The following is a 15,987-nucleotide window of genomic DNA, read 5'->3' as shown; positions in this document are numbered from 1 at the left end:
CTGTGGGTGGGCCGGGAATGTAGCGCACGAATTCGACCTCCGGCCCAATTGTCCACAGGCGGCGCTCAGTGTGGAAGACGGACCGTGAAGGTGCTGCCCTCGCCCGCGACGCTGGTGGCGGTCAGGTCGCCGGCGTGCGCCTGGGCCAGGTTCCGGGCGATGGCCAGCCCGAGCCCACTCCCCCCGGTGGCGCGGCTGCGCGCCTTGTCGGCCCGCCAGAACCGGTCGAACACGTGCGGCAGGTCCTCCGGCGGGATCCCGGCGCCGGTGTCGGCCACCGAGATCACCAGCGCGCCGGGAACGACACCGGACGTCAGGGTGACCGTGCCCCCGGGTGGGGTGTGGCGTACGGCGTTGGAGACCAGGTTGCCCACCAGCTGGCGCAGGCGCACCGGATCCAGCACGGCCCGCGGGTCGGTTCCGGAGAGGGTCAGCCGCACACCCCCGCGCTCGGCGGCGCCCCGGTGGGCCTCGACCACCTGGCGCAGCAGGTCGTCCACGTAGACGTCGGAGAGGTTCAGCCGAAGGTCGCCGGCTTCCGCGGCGGCCAGGTCGCGCAGATCGTCGATGACGTGCTGGAGCAGGACCGCCTCCTCGGTCAGCAGGTCGAGCAGCTCGGGGTCGAGCGGGGCCAGGCCGTCCTGGGCGGCCTCCAGCCAGATCCGCATGTTGGTCAGCGGCGTCCGCAGCTCGTGGGCGACGTCGCTGACCATGGCGCGGCGCTGGCGTTCGCCGGCCTGGCGGCGGGCGGCCAGGTCGTTGAAAGCGGCGGCCAGGCGGCCGATCTCGTCGTCGCGGGCCACCGGCACCGGCGAGTCCAGGTCGAGCGGGCGCTGGGCGGCGGCGGTGAGCTCGCGCAGGGGGCGGACCAGCCGGCGTCCGGCAGCGACCGTGACCACGATGACGAGCAGCAGCACCAGGCCGGTGGCGCCGGCGACGTAGCCGAGGTTGCGGCCGGACAGGTCGAACGGGCCGCCGTCGACGGAGGCCGCGGGGCCGTCGAGGTAGAGGCGGGCGGCGGGCGCCACGTACGGCCGTAGTTGCTCGCGGCGGGCGGCGTCCACGCAGTCGCCTACCCGAGGGGCGTCGCCCTTGACCCGGTAGGTGAAGTCGAGGCCGAGATAGACGACCGCCCGGCCGCCCGGCCGGTTCACGCATTCGTTGACCGCCTTCTCGAGCTGCTCCAGTGCCCGTCTCTCGGTGGGCATCGGCCCGTCCTCCGGCTTGGTCAGGCACAGGTACCGGTAACCGCCGTCGACGTCGCCGGTGGCGGTCACCACGGTCCGGCCGGTCGGCGTGACCGTGAGCAGGGCGGCGATGCCGTAGTCCTCGAGGCAGCTCGCCCGGTCGCTGGCGATCTTGCGGGAGGCCTGCCGCTCGGTGGAGGAGAGCCGGTACGGCCCGGCGATGCGCGGGTCGATCTTGTCGTGGAGCGGATCCACCACCGCCGCCGGCCGCTCGGTCGGTATCCCGGCGTCTCCGGCGATCCGGCGCCCGGTCAGGTCAGTCAGCGTCGCCCGGCGGCCGGTCCCGGCGACCAGCGAGGCGAGCGTCTGCTCGACGCCGGTCCAGTCCTTGTGCGTCGCCGCGTACGCCAGCAGCCCGTCGTAGATCCGGCTCCCGTCGGCGAGCGACTGCCCCTGCTCCTGCCGGATGGCCTGGCTGGTGGTGCGTACGGCCAGCCAGGCGGTCGCGGCCACGGCGCCCAGCGCGATCAGCAGTGACGTGGCGAGCAGCCGCGTGACCAGGCTGTGCCGCAGCGACACCCTCATCGGTCGGTGGCCAGCTTGTATCCGACGCCGTGCACGGTGATCAGGTGCTGCGGCCGGGCGGGGTCGGCCTCGATCTTGCGGCGCAGGTTGAGCACGTGCATGTCGATGGTCCGGTCGGTCGGGTAGCTCTCCCAGCCCCGGGTGCGCTGCAGCAGCTGGCGGCGGGTGAAGACGCGTCCCGGCTCGGCGGCGAGCGTGGCGATGACCTCGAACTCGCCGCGCGTACACGAAATGGGCTGGTCGTGGAGACGCACCTCGCGCCGCACCGGGTCGACCGTCAGGTCACCGACCGTGAACGTGTCGTCGTGCGAGACCCGGACGGTTCGGCGCAGCAGGGCACGCACCCGGGCCATCAGCTCGCGTGGGCTGTACGGCTTGGTCAGGTAGTCGTCCGCGCCGAGGTCGAGCCCGAGCAGCAGGTCGTCCTCGCCGGAGCGGGCGGTCAGCATGAGGATCGGCAGGTCGTGCTCGGCGCGCAGCACGCGGCACACGTCGAGGCCGTCGACCTTCGGCATCATCAGGTCGAGGATCAGCAGGTCGGGGCGGTCGCGGCGGACCGCGTCGATGGCCGCGCGACCGTCCGGCACCACGCCCGCCTCGTAGCCCTCGGCCACCAGGTAGCGGCGTACGCCCTCGGCTTGGCGGGCGTCGTCCTCGGCGATCAGCACCCGGGTTCGCACCGCCCGACTATAGGCAGCTCACGCGCGTGCGCCGGAAATTCTGACAACGTCGATACATTCGCCTGACGGCGGTTTGAAGGCGGCGCTCCAGACTCTCCGGCCATGCCCATTCCGGTACGGATGACCGCCCTGCTCGCCTCCGTCGCGTGCGCCCTGACCGCTTGCGCGTCCACCGCCGAGAAGGAGCCGCCGAAGGTGGCGTCCTTCAAGAGCGAGGCGGCGGCCCCGTCACCATCGGCGGCGAACGGCCCGCCGGTGATCCGCGTCGACATGACCAACGCGGAGGAGGAGGCGCTGTTCAGCGTCTACCTGAAGTGCCTGCACGACAACGGCGTGCCGATGACGCAGCAGGCCGACGGCACCTGGATGTGGGCCGGCGCGGAGAGCAAGATCCAGTCCGACACGCCCAAGATCAAAAAGGCGTGCGACAACATGCTGCCGCAGCAGGCGCCGGAGAAGGCGGCGGCGACGAACCCATATTACGAGGAGGACAACGACAAGTTCTGGCAGTGCCTCAAGGACCACGGTGACGACGTGAACAAGGGCGCGGACGGCTGGTCGCCCGGCCCGAAGTGGGGCGAGTTCCCGAACGCCGAGGCGGTCACCGAGCAGTGCGAGGTGCGGTCGTTCAATGGCAAGAAGGGCTAGCCTGCTCGCCGTCGTCGTCCTGGTGCTGGCCGGGCTGGCCGTGGCGGGCTGGCGGTTCCTGCCGCCCCGGGTCACGGCGAAGGCCGAGCCGGAGGGACCGCCCGCCGCCACGGTGACGGTCGAGCGCGGCGACCTGTCCGACGTCCGCACGGTCTCCGGCGACCTCGGCTACGGCAGCAGCGCGACGATCAAGGGCGCTGGTACGGGAACGGTGACCTGGCTGCCCTCGCCCGGCGCGGTGGTGAAGCGCGGTCAGCCGCTGTACCGCCGCGACGACCGCCCGGTGCCGCTGTTCTACGGCACGACCCCGCTGTTCCGGCCACTGGACCGGGCGGACCTGACCGGCCGGGACGTGCGCGTCATCGTGGACAACCTCCGCGCCCTGGGCTACCGGACCGGCGACCAGCCGTACGCGGGAGACGGCGCGGGCGTCCTGACCGCGTCTTTGATCGACGCCGTCAAACGCTGGCAGCGCACGGCCGGTCTGACACCGACCGGAAAGCTCGCGCCCGGCGACGTCGCGATCCAGCGCGGGAAGGTCCGCGTGGCCGCACTGGCCGCCGCGGTGGGCGCCGAGGTCTCCGCCGACCTGATGTCGGTCACCGGCACCGCCAAGGTGGTGACCGTCCAGCTCGACGCGGCCAACACGGGGTCGGTGAAGCGCGGCGACCGGGTCACGGTGACCCTGCCGGACGGCGCCCGGGCGCCCGCGAAGGTCACCCGGGTCGGCACCGTCGCCCAGACACCCGACGACGGCGACGGCCCGCCCCGGACCGCGGTCACCGTGACCCTCGACGACGCGAAGAAGGCGGAGCGCCTGGACGCCGCGCCGGTGCAGGTCGACCTGGCCGGGCAGACCCGGGCGGACGTCCTGATCGTGCCGGTCGGCGCGCTGCTCGCGGTGCTGGAGGGCGGGTATGCCGTGCAACGCCCGGACGGCGGCCTGGTCCCGGTCGAGACCGGCCTCTTCGCCGACGGCCGGGTCGAGGTCAGCGGCGACGGCCTCGACGAGGGCATGACCGTGGTGACGACCTCATGACCGCGGTGCTGGCGGTCCGGGACGTGAGCATGCGGTACGCCGGCGGCGTCACCGCGCTGGACCGGGTGTCGCTGCGCATCGAACCGGGCGAACTGCTCGCCATCGTCGGCCCGTCCGGTTCCGGCAAGTCGACGCTGCTGCACGTGATGGGCACCCTGGACCGGCCCACCGAGGGAACGGTCGAGCTGGCCGGCGAGGACGTGGCTCGCCTCCGCGACCGCCGCCTGTCCCGGCTCCGCGGCCGCCGGCTGGGCTTCGTCTTCCAGCAGTTCCACCTGATCGACGGGCTGACCGCGGTGGAGAACGTGGCGACCGGCCTGTTCTACGCGGGCGTCGCGCGACGGCACCGGCGGGCCCGAGCCGTCGAGGCGCTCGGCCGGGTCGGCCTCGGTCATCGGCTCGCCCACCTGCCGCGGCAGCTGTCCGGCGGCGAGAAACAGCGGGTCGCGATCGCCCGCGCGCTGGTCAACGGCCCGGCGCTGGTGCTGGCCGACGAGCCGACCGGTGCGCTGGACAGCCGTACCGGGCAGGCCGTGATGGAGCTGCTGACGACGCTGAACCATGAGGGGGCCACGATCGCGGTGATCACGCACGACCGGGAGATCGCCGCCGCCCTGCCGCGCCGGGTCGAGCTGCACGACGGGCGCATCGTGCGGGACACCGCGTCGTGAGCCCGCTCGATCTGCTGTCGGTGGGACTGGTCGGGCTGCGTACCCGGAAGGCGCGCGCGGCGCTCTCGGCCCTGGGCATCGCGATCGGCGTCGCCACAATGGTCGTCGTCACCGGCGTGCCCGCGTCGAGCCGGGCCGCGCTGCTGGCCGAGATGGACAAGCTGGGCACCGGTCTGTTGCAGGCCACCGCGATGCCCGACCAGCAGCCGCCGGTGCTGCTCCCGGCGGAGTCGGTCGCGATGGTCCGGCGGATCGGCCCGGTCAGCGCCGCCACCGCGGTCGCCAACACCCACCAGCCGATCAGCCGCACCACCCGCAGCGGCGCATCGCCCGGCACCGCGGTCCTGGCCGCGCGGCCGGACCTGCTGGACGTGCTGGGCGGACGCGTCGGCTCGGGCCGGTTCCTCGACCGCGCCACGGAGAAGTTCCCCACCGTCGTGCTGGGCGCCGAGGCGGCGAGCCGGCTGGGGATCACGACGGTCTCCCACCATGAGCTGGTGGTGATCGCGGGGCGGCGGTTCGCGGTGATCGGCGTGCTCCGGCCGATCCCGCTGGCGCCGGAGATCGACCGCGCGGCGCTGGTCGGCTGGGACGCCGCCCGGGACCTGCTGCGCTTCGACGGCCACCCGACCGTCCTCTATGTCCAGGCGGACGACCAGGCGGTGGAGGACGTCCGCGCGGTGCTGGCGGCGACGATCCATCCGCGTACGCCGGGCCTGGTCCGGGTGAGCCGCCCGTCCGACGCGCTGGCGGCGAAACGGGCCACCGAGACGACGTTCTCCGCGCTGTTCCTCGGACTGGCCGGGGTGGCGCTGCTGGTCGGCGCGATCGGGGTGGCGAACACGATGGTGATCTCGGTGCTCGAACGACGCCGGGAGATCGGTCTGCGGCGGGCCCTGGGCGCGCACCGCGGGCAGATCCGCGCCCAGTTCCTCGCCGAGTCGGTGGCGCTGTCGATGCTCGGCGCGGTGGCGGGCACGGCACTGGGTGCGGCGGCCACCGTCGCGTACGCGGTACACCAGGCCTGGCCGCCGATCGTGCCACTGACCATGATGGGCGCCGCGATCGCCGGTTCCGTGGTGGTCGGTGTCCTCGCGGGCGGCTACCCGGCGATGCGCGCCGCCGGCCTCCCGCCCACCGAAGCCCTAGGTTTGTGAGGCCCGGTGTGATTCCAGGTACGCCTCGATGCGCTCCGCGGGCGCCGGGCGGGCCAGGGCGAACCCCTGGCCGTACAGGCATCCGGCCTCCCGGGCGCGGGTGATCTCCTCGTCGGACTCCAGTCCCTTGGCGACGATCTCCAGGCCGAGCCGCTTGCCCAGACTGACCACGACGCCCAGGACCGCCGCGCTGTTCGCCTCGGTCGGCGTGTTGACCAGGACACGGTCCAGTTTCAGCACGTCGACCGGGAGGCGCCGGAGGTGGGACAACGACGCGTGACCGGCGCCGAAGTCGTCCAGCGCCGCGCGTACGCCCAGCTTGCGAAGCCCGGCCAGAGCCGCCACGATCGCCGGGACGTCCTCGGCGATCCACGTCTCCGCCACCTCGACCACCAGCCGCTCCGGCGGCAGCTTGTGGCGGCGCAGGATCGTCTCGACCCGCCCGGTGAAACCGGTGAGCAGTTCCTTGGGCGAGACGTTGATCGACAGCCAGAAGTCGGTGTCCCCGGTCGACCAGGTGTCCAGCTGGTGACAGGCGGTGTCCAGCACCCACTCGTCGAGGTCGGCGGAGATGCCCACGGCCCGCGCGATCGGCAGCAGCTCGGCCGGCATGATCGTGCCCAGCTTCGGGTGCCGCCAGCGCAGCAGCGCCTCGACGCCCACCGGCAGCCGGTCCTTGAGGCTGACCACCGGCTGGTAGACGAGGTCGAGCTCGCCGTTGTCGGCGGCGTCGAGCAGCTGCTGTTCCAGGTCCATCCGCCGGTGCAGCTGGTCCTCGACGTCGGTGTCGTACCACTCGACCCGGTCCCGGCCCAGCTGGCGTGCGCGGCTGCGGGCCAGGTCGGCGTGCCGCATCACCTCGTCGGAGTCCTTGCCGCCGGTCAGTTCGGCCAGGCCGACGCTGGTGTGCAGGTCGACGATCGCGCCAGGCAGCTGGTAGGGCTCCACCAGCAGGGTCACGATGCGGGTGGCCAGGGCGTACGCCAGAACCGCGCCGTCCGCGGTCAGCACCGCGAACTCGTCGCCGCCCAGCCGCGCGGCCATGTCCTCGTCGCCGAGCAGGCCGCGGATCCGGCGGCCCACCTCGATCAGCACCGCGTCGCCGGTCGCCCGGCCCTTCGAGTCGTTGATCTCGGCCAGTCCGTGCAGGTCGATCACCAGCAGGGTGCCCTGCTGGCCCGGGCGGCGGCGGTACTCGAGCAGGTCACGCATCAGAGCGCGGCGGTTGGCCAGGCCGGTGAGCTGGTCGGTGTACGACATCCGGTGCAGCTTGCGCTCCAGCTGCCGCCGCTCGCCGACGTCCCGGACGTGCACCACCAGCGCGGCCACCTCGGGCACGGACCGCTGATCGGACACCGTGGACTCGGTGTCCCGCCAGATCTGGTGGCCGTCCTTGAGCCGCGCGGCGATCAGGGCGGGCGGCCCGTCCGCATGCTCGCCCTCCAGCACCGAACGGATCACCGACTGCGCCTCGGCCACGTCGTCGGGGTGGATCAGCGCCCGGAAGTTGCGGCCCACCACCTCGTGCTCGGCCAGCCCGAACAGCCGGGCGGCGGCCGGCGACTGCCAGGTCACCAACAGGTCCTCGTCGAGCACCAGGGTCAGGTCGGTGGCGCCGGCGACCAGCGAACGGAAGTGCGCCTCCTTCGTCTTGAGCTGGCCCGCGTACCGCCGGATGTCGCGGACCACGAGCAGCTCACGGAGGCTCAGGATGCCGACCATGGTGAGGCCGAGCCCGATCGCCACCGGGTCGAAGGTGCCGACGGTCAGCAGGTGGACGATCGCGGCCACCACGCCGATCGCGGCGGGCACGGCCAGCAGCGGGTAGCCGGTCAGGTACTGGTCGGGCTCGCGGGAGTCGCCGTACGCCGGCGGGGTCGTGCTGCGCCCGGAGCCGCCGTAGGCGACCAGCCCCAGCCCGCCGATCACCGGCAGCGCGAACAGCGGCACCAGCGGCCCGAGGTGTCCGAAGGAGAGCAGGTTGGCGACGACACACATGCCGATCTGCGCGACGACCGCCCCCGAGCCACAGATCAAGATCGCTTTCCGGTACGGCTTCGCCCGCACCACCGACACCGCGACGATCGCGACACCGGCCGCCGAGCACAGCGTCGACCCGAGCTCGGTCGGTGTCGAGTCGTGCATCGGGGTGATCAGCCAGGCCGCGAAGGCCAGGCTGATGCCCAGGCCCAGCCCGTCGAAGGCGCGCCGCAACCGGACCGGCATCGAGGCCGACTCGCCGGGCAGCAGCATCGACCCGAGGATGAAGAACAGCGCGCTCAGACCCTGACCGACCGTGACGAAGATCGTGACGCGCCCGCTGATCACCAGGGGCGCGGCGGCGGTGAGCCCGGCGCAGACCGCACCCAGCGCGACGAACCCGGCGCCCCGGCACTCGGCGAAGACCCCGCCGGCCGCCCGGTGCATCTGGAACGAGGTCCAGCCCAGGAGGCCGAACGCCCACAGTGCGGTGACGCCGACGCCGAGAGCCAGCGCGGGCAGCGGGGCGATCAGCCCGGCGACGCCGGCCAGCAGCACAAACGCGGAGGCGCCCGGCACGACGACGAAACGGGTCGATGGCACGGCGGTGGGTCTCCAGCACTGGGTCGAGTCAGGGGAGGGTGGCGCGAGAGGCGAGGTCAATCCACCCGCATCGGCTAACGCGCATCCCCCGATCAGGTTACGGGTCGGTCATCACCCCTTGCATGTTCGGATCGTCGGGTATGGACGGGCGCGGGTCAAACGCGAGACCCGGGTCTTGACCCTGTCGGGGGCAAATCCTGACCGAAACGGCGGGGGTGGGAGGATGAGTTCTGTGAGCCGCAAGCCTGTGCTGCGCGTACGCAGATCCGGCGCCCTGCTGGTCGCGAGCGTGATCGCACTGGTGGGCACGCTGCCGATCGCGGGCGCGCGCTGGGCGCTGTCGCCCATCCTGCTGATTCCCCTGGCCGTGTTCGTGTGGGCACTGCGTGCGGGCACCGACGTCTACCCCGACCGGCTGCGGGTCCGAGCCCTCTTCGGCTCGACCACGGTGAGCTGGGACGAGGTGGCCGAGCTGGCCCCCGACGAGCAGGGCCGGGTGTCCGCCCTGCTCGTCACCGGCAACGTCCTGCGCCTGAGTGGCGTGACCACGGCCAACCTGCCGGCCGTGCTGGCCGCGGCCGGCCAGGAGGTCAGTAATCCCCCGACACCTGATTGATCAGGTCCGCACCGGCGGCGTACCGGCGTAACTGGTCGCCGGCCAGCGCGTATCCCCGCGGCAGCATCCCGCGCACCGAACCGCCGACGTGCGGGGTGATGAAGACGTTCGGCAGCCGCCACAACGGGTGGTCGGGTGGCAGCGGCTCCGGGTCGGTCACGTCCAGGGCCGCCGAGATCCGGCCGGGCGTCACCTCGGTGAGCAGCGCGGCGGTGTCCACCACCGGGCCACGGGCGCCGTTGATCAGCACGGCGCCGTCCGGCATGGCGGCCAGGAACGCCGCATCGACCATGCCCCTCGTCTGCTCGGTGAGCGGCACGATCAGAACCACCACATCGGCGTCCGGGAGCAGCCGCGGCAGGTCCTCGACGCCGTGCACACGCTGGTCGCGGCGGGCGGTGCGGGCCACCCTGGTGATCGTCACGTCGAACGGGGCGAGGTGACGCTCGATCGCCGCGCCGATCGACCCGGCGCCGACGATCAGCACACGCGACCCGGTCAGCTCACGGGTCGGGGTCAGCCCGGCGTACGACCAGTCGCCGCGCTCCTGCGCGCGGGCGAACGCGGGGAACTCGCGCATCATGGCGATCGCCGCACCCACCACCCACTCGGCCATCGGCGAATCGTGCACACCCCGCCCGTCGCAGAGCGTGACCTGCGACGGCACCCGGCCGATCCACGCGTCGGCGCCCGCGGACAGCAACTGGATCACGCGCAGCCCGCCGAGCTTGGCCAGCAGGGCGGCGGCGTCCGGGCCGGCCAGGAACGGCGGCACCCAGAACTCCACGTCCGCCGGATCGGACGGCAGCGACTCGGCGTCCGTACACACCTCGACGACGGCGCCGGCCGGAAGCTCGCCGAGCAGGCCGCGCCCCTTCTCATGAGCGATCCACACCTTCACGGCCCCAACCCTACGGGTCACCGGCGGTAACCGCTCAGGCGCGCGGCTACGCTGGACCCCATGTCGCCTCGCGTCCGCAGCGTCGCCGTCGTGCTCGCCGCCACCATGGCCGTCACGTCGGCATGCGCGTTCGGGCCGCCCGACCCAGATGTCGCGGGCGAACCGCCCAACCTGCCCACGCCGTCGGCGCCGTCCGGTTCCGCCTCGCCCGGCTCCCCCGGCGGCGACGAGCAGGAGGTCGCCGTCACCGTGCTGGCCAAAGGTCTGGACGTGCCATGGGGCATGGCCTTCCTGCCGGACGGCGGCGCCCTGGTCACCGAGCGTGACACCCACCGGATCCTCCAGGTGGGCCCGGAGTCGGACGCCGACGGCCTCAAGGTGGCCGAGGTGCAGCGGCTGACCGAGCCGGTGAGCACCGGCGACGGCGGCCTGCTCGGCATCGCGGTGTCGCCGAAGTACGCCCAGGACAAGACGGTGTACGTCTACTACACCACCGCCAAGGACAACCGGGTCGGCAAGCTCCAGCTCGGCGGCAAGGTCACGCCCGTCCTCACCGGCCTCCCCCGCTCCGAGACGGCCAACGGCGGCCAGATCGCCTTCGGCCCCGACGGCTACCTCTACGTCGGCACGGCGGACGCCACCGAGGCCGGCACGCTGGCACAGAACCCGAAAAGCACCGGCGGCAAGATCCTCCGCATGACCGTGGCGGGCAAGCCCGCCCCCGGCAACCCGGTGAAGACGTCGCTGGTCTGGTCGTCCGGCCACCACAACGTGCTCGGCATGGCGTGGGACAGCGCCAAGCGGATGTACGCGAGCGAGACCGGCCAGATCACCAGCGGCGAGCTGAACGTGATCACCAAGGGCAAGAACTACGGCTGGCCCGCCGCGGACGGCGACTCGCCGAACGCCAAGTTCACCAACCCCCTGGTCACCTGGCCGGTCACTGACTCGTCCTGCGCCGGGGTCGCGGTGCTGGAACGCACCATCGCCACCGCCTGCCTGCTCGGCCAGCGGATCTGGATGGTCAGCACCACCGGCAACGGCACCCTGATCGGGCAGCCGCGGGACCTCCTCAAAGGCGAGTACGGCCGGCTGCGTGGCCTGGTCGCCGGCCCCGACGGCTCGCTCTGGGTGGCCACGTCGAACCAGGAACGCGGCGGCGAGCCGAAACCCGGTGACGACCGCATCATCCGGCTCGTCTTCACCGACGGCGGGGCCGGCCGCAGCTAGGGTCTTGGTTCTGATGCGCTCACTCTTGAACAGGTACGTGCGGCCTGCGCTGCGAAGCCGCTGGGCACACCGCATCCGTCTCGGCGCGACGATCACCCTGGTCAGCGTGGTGGGCACCGTGGTCGGCACGCTCCTGCTCGCACACTCCGAGGTGGGCGTCGGCCCGTTCCGCGCCGAGATGTCGGTGAGCCCGTCGTTCTCCGGCGGCACCGAGGTGGACATCCCACCGCTCGGGTCGCTGCACCTGGACAGCCATAAGGGTCCCATCCACCTCAAGGTCAACCTGGGCTCGCTCGACCAGGGACGCACCGAGGCGCTGATCGACGACCCGACGGCGATCAGCGCGGCCGGTCAGAGCGCGGTCGACGACGTCACCCAGGGCGTGATCAAGCTGGTGCTGCGCGCGCTCGGCGCGTCCGTGCTCACGTCGATGCTGCTGGCCGCCCTGGTTTTCCGCAGCACCCGGCGGATGGCCTGGTCCGGGGGGCTCGCCCTGGCGGTGACCGCGGGCAGCATGGGCCTGGCGGCGGGCACACTGCGGCCCGACTCGATCAGCGAACCGCGTTACGAGGGTCTGCTGGTCAACGCCCCCGCGGTGGTCGGTGACGCGCGGCGGATCGCGGACAACTACGGCCGGTACGCCGACCAGCTGGCCCAGATCGTCAGCAACGTGAGCCGCATCTACGCCACGGTGTCCAGCCTGCCGGTCTACGAGCCGGACGCCAACTCCACCCGCATTCTGCACGTCTCCGACCTGCACCTGAACCCGGCCTCGTGGGACATCATCCGCACCGTGGTGAAGCAGTTCGACATCGATGCCGTGGTGGACACCGGCGACATCGTCGACTGGGGTTCGACCACCGAGGACACGTACGTTTCGGAGATCGCCTCGATCGGCGCGCCGTACATCTACGTCCGCGGCAACCACGACTCGATCGCCACCGAGGCCGCGGTCCGCCGCCAGTCCAACGTGCGCGTCCTCGACGACACCGTCACCTCGGTCGGCGGCCTGACCATCGCGGGCATCGCCGACCCCGAGTTCACCCCCGACAAGAGCAACGACCCCGCGCCCGTCGTGGGCAACGCCGACGGCCCGTCGTCGTCCCCGCTGGTCCGCGCCGGCGAGCAGCTGGCCGCCACGATCGAGTCCCAGCCCGGCGGCGTCGACGTGGCCCTGGTCCACGATCCGGCGATGGCGCCGCCGCTGTCCGGCACGGTTCCCCTCGTCCTGGCCGGCCATCTGCACCGCCGCCAGGTGAGCATCCTGCCCAGGCCGGTCGTCCTGCCGCCCGGATCCGCCGCGCCCTCCGCACCGGCCACGCCCTCGGAGATCCAGGAGACCCGCCTGATGGTCGAGGGTTCAACGGGCGGCGCGGGCCTGCGCGGCCTGGAGGCGGAGGAGCCGACCCCGATCCAGATGTCCGTCCTGTACTTCGACGAACTGCACGAACTCAAGGCCTACGACGACATCCAGCTCGGCGGCACCGGCAAGTCCCAGGTGACCTTGGAGCGCAAGGTGATCGGCCAGGAGCCCGAGCCCACCACCAACCCGAGCGTCCACTCCGGCGTCACGCCGATCACCCCGTCCCGCTCCGGCCCCTGAAAACCCTTACGGCAAACCCTTTTCGGATACGCACGACGTTTGAACCCGGCGTGGCACACACGCCGGCCAGGCGATGGGTCACCGCCTCTGCCCACCCGCCGGGTGGGCCCGGTGGGTGGGCCCGGTGGGTCACCCACTGGCCGGGCCCGGTGGGTCACCGCCTCCGCCCACCCACCGGCCGGGCCGGGTAATTCCGCCGGTAGAGCGAGACCACCACCGTCACGCCCCATAACCCCGAACCGCCGAAGAACACGCACGTCAGCGCGCCCAGCACGCGCGGGAAGACATTGCCGCCGACGGTCAGCGCGGTCCACGGACCCAGCACGGTCAAGGCGAGCCCGACGACCGCCAGAGCGGACCCGGCCGCGATCACCACGGCCCACGCCCGCCGTTCGGCCAGGTCACCGTCCTCCAGCAGCCACAACGCGGGCAGCCCGATGGCGTTCACCGCCAGGACGAGACCGATCAGCGCCCACCACGGATGCCCGGTGAGCGCGGCGACCGGGGCGCCGATCAGGAAAAGGCCGCCGAGCACGAACCCGCCGGCCGACGATGCCGCAGGGAAGTCACCGGCCACCTCGATCAACAAGCCGAAGCCCTGGAACACCCCGGCGACGACCGCCAGACCGGCCCAGGCCACCACGTACCAGAGGACCGCGGGAACCGACAGCACCGCCGTCGCGATCCCGCCGAGCACGAACGCGCCTGCGATCCACCACAGCCAGCCGAAGTCGCCGTCGCGCGACTGGTCGCCCATGATCGGCCCGATGACGAGCGCCGCGAGAGCGAGCAGCAGCAGAACGACGAACACAGTGACGCGCACCGGGCCGTGGCCCGCACCCTGCTCCGCCGCCGCGACCACCCGAACCGCCCTTACTCGACGGGCGTCAATATAGGCGGTCCGGGCAAGTGGCCCACCTAACCGGAGGACCAGGCCGAAGCAGGCGCGGCCACGCAGCGGACGCGGTCACACGGCGGACGCGGTCACACGGCGGACGCGGTCACACGGCGGGCGCCGACAGTTAGGCGACGAAGATGCAGAACGGGTGGCCGGCCAGGTCCGCGAAGACGTAGAGCGGCTCGTCCTCGTCGCCGGTGCGGTCGAGCAGGATCGTCGCGCCCAGGGACTCGGCTCGGGCCCGCTGGCGCTGCAACTCCTCGACGGACGGCACCGTGAAGTCGACGTGCAACTGCATGGGGACGTCGGGCTTGGGCCAGGTCGGCGGCTTCATCTCTCTGTTGCGCTGGAAGGCGAGCTTGCGGGCGCCCACGTCGTCGACCAGGACCAGCCAGTCGGGGTCGTCGGAGGCGGCGGCGTCCGCGGGCGGCTCGTCACCCGGCCGGTATTGCAAGCCCAGCAGGTGGCGGTAGAACTCGGCCAGCTCACGGGCGTTCGGGGTGTCGAAGACGGTGTGCAGCATCTGCGGGTAGTCGACCACGATCGGTCATGTTTCCCGGCAGCCCGGGCCGGAAACCACCCGGGACAACCCGGAGGTGGGGCACCGGGGGTGACCCACCGCTCGGCCGGCGTGTGTGCCACGCCGGCCGTTCAGTCGCGCGTAGTCAAAGAACGGTTTCAGGAAAGACGCGCCAAGATCAGCTCGCGGACGGTCTTGGCATCCGCCTGGCCGCGCGTGGTCTTCATGACCGCGCCCACCAGCGCACCCGCCGCGGCGACCTTGCCGTCGCGGATCTTGGCGGCGACGTCGGGGTTGGCGGCGATGGCCTCGTCGACGGCGGCCTGCAGCGCGCCCGTGTCGGAGACCACGCCGAGGCCGCGGGCCGCCATCACGTCGGCCGGGTCACCCTCGCCGGCCACCACGCCCTCGAGCACCGCGCGGGCCAGCTTGTCGTTGAGCTTGCCCTCGTCGACCAGCGCCTGGAGCTGCGCGACCTGCGCCGGGGTCGCCCCGAGCGCGGACAGCTCGGTGCCGGTCTCGTTGGCGCGGCGGGCCAGCTCGCCCATCCACCACTTGCGCGCGCCCGCCGGTGAGGCGCCGGCGGCGATGGTCTCCTCGATCAGCTCGACCGCGCCGGCGTTGGCGATCGACTGCATGTCGAGCGCGCTGATGCCCCAGTCCTCGCCGAGCCGGGCCCGCTTGACGCTGGGTCGCTCCGGCAGGGCCGCCCGCAGCTCCTCGACCCACGCCGGGTCGGGCGCGATCGGCACCAGGTCGGGCTCGGGGAAGTAGCGGTAGTCGGTCGCCTCCTCCTTGGAACGACCGGTGCGGGTATCGCCGGTGTCCTCCTGGAAGTGCCGGGTCTCCTGGATGATGCGGACGCCGTTGTCGAGCAGGCCGGCCTGCCGGATGATCTCCGAGCGGACCGCGCGCTCCACCGACCGCAGCGAGTTGACGTTCTTGGTCTCGGTGCGGGTGCCCCACTCCGCGCCGGGCAGGTTGAGCGAGGTGTTCACGTCGCAGCGCAGCGAACCCTGCTCCATCCGGACGTCGGAGACGCCCAGCGAGCGGATGATGTCGCGCAGCTCGGTCACGTAGGCCCGGGCCACCTCGGGCGCCCGCGCGCCGATGCCCGGGACCGGCTTGGTGACGATCTCGACCAGCGGGATGCCGGCGCGGTTGTAGTCGACCAGCGACTCGGTGGCACCGTGGATCCGGCCGGTGGCGCCGCCGACGTGCAGCGTCTTGCCGGTGTCCTCCTCCAGGTGCACGCGCTCGATGCCGATCCGCACGGTCTCGCCGTCGATCTCGACGTCGACGTATCCGTCGGTGCACAGCGGCTCGTCGTACTGCGACGTCTGGAAGTTCTTGGGCATGTCCGGGTAGAAGTAGTTCTTCCGCGCCATCCGGCACCAGGCCGCGATGTCGCAGTTGAGCGCCAGGCCGATCCGGATGGTCGCCTCGATGCCGGCCCGGTTGGCGACCGGCAGCGCGCCGGGCAGGGCCAGGCAGACCGGGCACACCTGCGTGTTCGGCTCGGCGCCGAACTCGGTCGGGCAGCCGCAGAACATCTTCGTCCTGGTCCCCAGCTCGACGTGCGTCTCGAGGCCGATGACAGGCTCGTAACGGCTGATCGCGTCGTCGTAGGACGGCAGGGTCGTGGCGGTCATGGGGCAAGCCTAGTAGG

At 72.3% G+C, this 15,987-nt stretch carries 14 protein-coding genes; 7 read left to right on the top strand and 7 right to left on the bottom strand.

All coding sequences use genetic code 11. The annotated features are described in order from the left end of the window. Positions 1–65: 65 nt before the first annotated feature. Complete coding sequence (locus tag QSK31_RS34965) at positions 66–1,772, bottom strand: sensor histidine kinase (protein WP_285688919.1); 1,707 nt, start codon at positions 1,770–1,772, stop codon at positions 66–68. Beyond that, complete coding sequence (locus tag QSK31_RS34960) at positions 1,769–2,452, bottom strand: response regulator transcription factor (RefSeq protein WP_285688918.1); 684 nt, start codon at positions 2,450–2,452, stop codon at positions 1,769–1,771. Before QSK31_RS34960 ends, QSK31_RS34965 begins: the two co-directional genes overlap by 4 nt. 102 nt (positions 2,453–2,554) lie before the next feature. Between QSK31_RS34960 and QSK31_RS34955 the strand changes: the two genes are divergently transcribed. From QSK31_RS34955 to QSK31_RS34940, 4 genes are read left to right on the top strand one after another with little or no spacing between them, the layout of a single operon-like run. Next, positions 2,555–3,100 (top strand): hypothetical protein, encoded by a 546-nt coding sequence (locus tag QSK31_RS34955; RefSeq protein WP_285688916.1) that lies wholly within the window; start codon positions 2,555–2,557, stop codon positions 3,098–3,100. Next, a complete protein-coding gene (locus QSK31_RS34950; RefSeq protein ID WP_285688914.1) occupies positions 3,084–4,139 on the top strand; it encodes an efflux RND transporter periplasmic adaptor subunit in 1,056 nt (351 codons plus the stop codon). The genes QSK31_RS34955 and QSK31_RS34950 overlap by 17 nt, the downstream gene beginning before the upstream one ends. After that, a complete protein-coding gene (locus tag QSK31_RS34945) occupies positions 4,136–4,810 on the top strand; it encodes an ABC transporter ATP-binding protein (RefSeq protein ID WP_285688913.1) in 675 nt (224 codons plus the stop codon). Before QSK31_RS34950 ends, QSK31_RS34945 begins: the two co-directional genes overlap by 4 nt. Further along, positions 4,807–5,967 carry an ABC transporter permease gene (locus QSK31_RS34940; protein ID WP_285688912.1) on the top strand — a complete coding sequence of 387 codons (1,161 nt, stop codon included), beginning with the start codon at positions 4,807–4,809 and terminating at the stop codon, positions 5,965–5,967. Before QSK31_RS34945 ends, QSK31_RS34940 begins: the two co-directional genes overlap by 4 nt. Here the strand turns inward: QSK31_RS34940 and QSK31_RS34935 are convergent. After that, positions 5,956–8,550, bottom strand: a complete 2,595-nt coding sequence (locus QSK31_RS34935) for a putative bifunctional diguanylate cyclase/phosphodiesterase (protein ID WP_285688911.1) — start codon at positions 8,548–8,550, stop codon at positions 5,956–5,958. The two genes, QSK31_RS34940 and QSK31_RS34935, sit on opposite strands and share 12 nt — an antisense overlap. 223 nt (positions 8,551–8,773) lie before the next feature. On the opposite strand from QSK31_RS34935, the gene QSK31_RS34930 reads away from it, so the two are divergent. Then, a complete protein-coding gene (locus QSK31_RS34930) occupies positions 8,774–9,166 on the top strand; it encodes a PH domain-containing protein (RefSeq protein ID WP_285688909.1) in 393 nt (130 codons plus the stop codon). Here the strand turns inward: QSK31_RS34930 and QSK31_RS34925 are convergent. Next, positions 9,141–10,067 (bottom strand): 2-hydroxyacid dehydrogenase, encoded by a 927-nt coding sequence (locus QSK31_RS34925; RefSeq protein WP_285688907.1) that lies wholly within the window; start codon positions 10,065–10,067, stop codon positions 9,141–9,143. The genes QSK31_RS34930 and QSK31_RS34925 overlap by 26 nt on opposite strands. A gap of 60 nt (positions 10,068–10,127) precedes the next feature. On the opposite strand from QSK31_RS34925, the gene QSK31_RS34920 reads away from it, so the two are divergent. Next, entirely contained in the window at positions 10,128–11,297 is a 1,170-nt protein-coding gene (locus QSK31_RS34920) for a PQQ-dependent sugar dehydrogenase (RefSeq protein ID WP_285688906.1), read from the top strand. Positions 11,298–11,310: 13 nt separating this feature from the next. Next, the gene (locus tag QSK31_RS34915) at positions 11,311–12,900 is read left to right on the top strand and encodes a metallophosphoesterase (RefSeq protein WP_285688904.1); all 1,590 of its coding nucleotides are present in this window, start codon (positions 11,311–11,313) and stop codon (positions 12,898–12,900) included. A gap of 154 nt (positions 12,901–13,054) precedes the next feature. Here QSK31_RS34915 and QSK31_RS34910 read toward each other — a convergent pair whose 3' ends face one another. The 3 genes from QSK31_RS34910 to gatB form a co-directional block, all read right to left on the bottom strand. Next, positions 13,055–13,723, bottom strand: a complete 669-nt coding sequence (locus QSK31_RS34910) for a hypothetical protein (protein WP_285688903.1) — start codon at positions 13,721–13,723, stop codon at positions 13,055–13,057. A 199-nt stretch (positions 13,724–13,922) separates the two neighbouring features. Further along, the gene (locus QSK31_RS34905) at positions 13,923–14,339 is read right to left on the bottom strand and encodes a VOC family protein (protein WP_285688902.1); all 417 of its coding nucleotides are present in this window, start codon (positions 14,337–14,339) and stop codon (positions 13,923–13,925) included. A gap of 137 nt (positions 14,340–14,476) precedes the next feature. Continuing rightward, entirely contained in the window at positions 14,477–15,970 is a 1,494-nt protein-coding gene (gatB, locus tag QSK31_RS34900) for an Asp-tRNA(Asn)/Glu-tRNA(Gln) amidotransferase subunit GatB (protein ID WP_285688901.1), read from the bottom strand. Positions 15,971–15,987 lie beyond the last annotated feature (17 nt).

Source organism: Actinoplanes sp. NBRC 103695, assembly GCF_030269485.1.
Classification (GTDB): domain Bacteria; phylum Actinomycetota; class Actinomycetes; order Mycobacteriales; family Micromonosporaceae; genus Actinoplanes.
The sequence above is the reverse complement of the archived record's forward strand: the minus strand, read 5'-3'. Positions and strand labels throughout refer to the sequence as shown.

Excerpts from the sequence above, each read along its gene's own strand:
- QSK31_RS34965 (WP_285688919.1), bottom strand. The coding sequence starts at position 1,772 with ATGAGGGTGTCGCTGCGGCACAGCCTGGTCACGCGGCTGCTCGCCACG.
- QSK31_RS34955 (WP_285688916.1), top strand. The coding sequence starts at position 2,555 with ATGCCCATTCCGGTACGGATGACCGCCCTGCTCGCCTCCGTCGCGTGC.
- QSK31_RS34950 (WP_285688914.1), top strand. The coding sequence starts at position 3,084 with ATGGCAAGAAGGGCTAGCCTGCTCGCCGTCGTCGTCCTGGTGCTGGCC.
- QSK31_RS34945 (WP_285688913.1), top strand. The coding sequence starts at position 4,136 with ATGACCGCGGTGCTGGCGGTCCGGGACGTGAGCATGCGGTACGCCGGC.
- QSK31_RS34930 (WP_285688909.1), top strand. The coding sequence starts at position 8,774 with ATGAGTTCTGTGAGCCGCAAGCCTGTGCTGCGCGTACGCAGATCCGGC.
- QSK31_RS34920 (WP_285688906.1), top strand. The coding sequence starts at position 10,128 with ATGTCGCCTCGCGTCCGCAGCGTCGCCGTCGTGCTCGCCGCCACCATG.
- QSK31_RS34915 (WP_285688904.1), top strand. The coding sequence starts at position 11,311 with ATGCGCTCACTCTTGAACAGGTACGTGCGGCCTGCGCTGCGAAGCCGC.
- gatB (WP_285688901.1), bottom strand. The coding sequence starts at position 15,970 with ATGACCGCCACGACCCTGCCGTCCTACGACGACGCGATCAGCCGTTAC.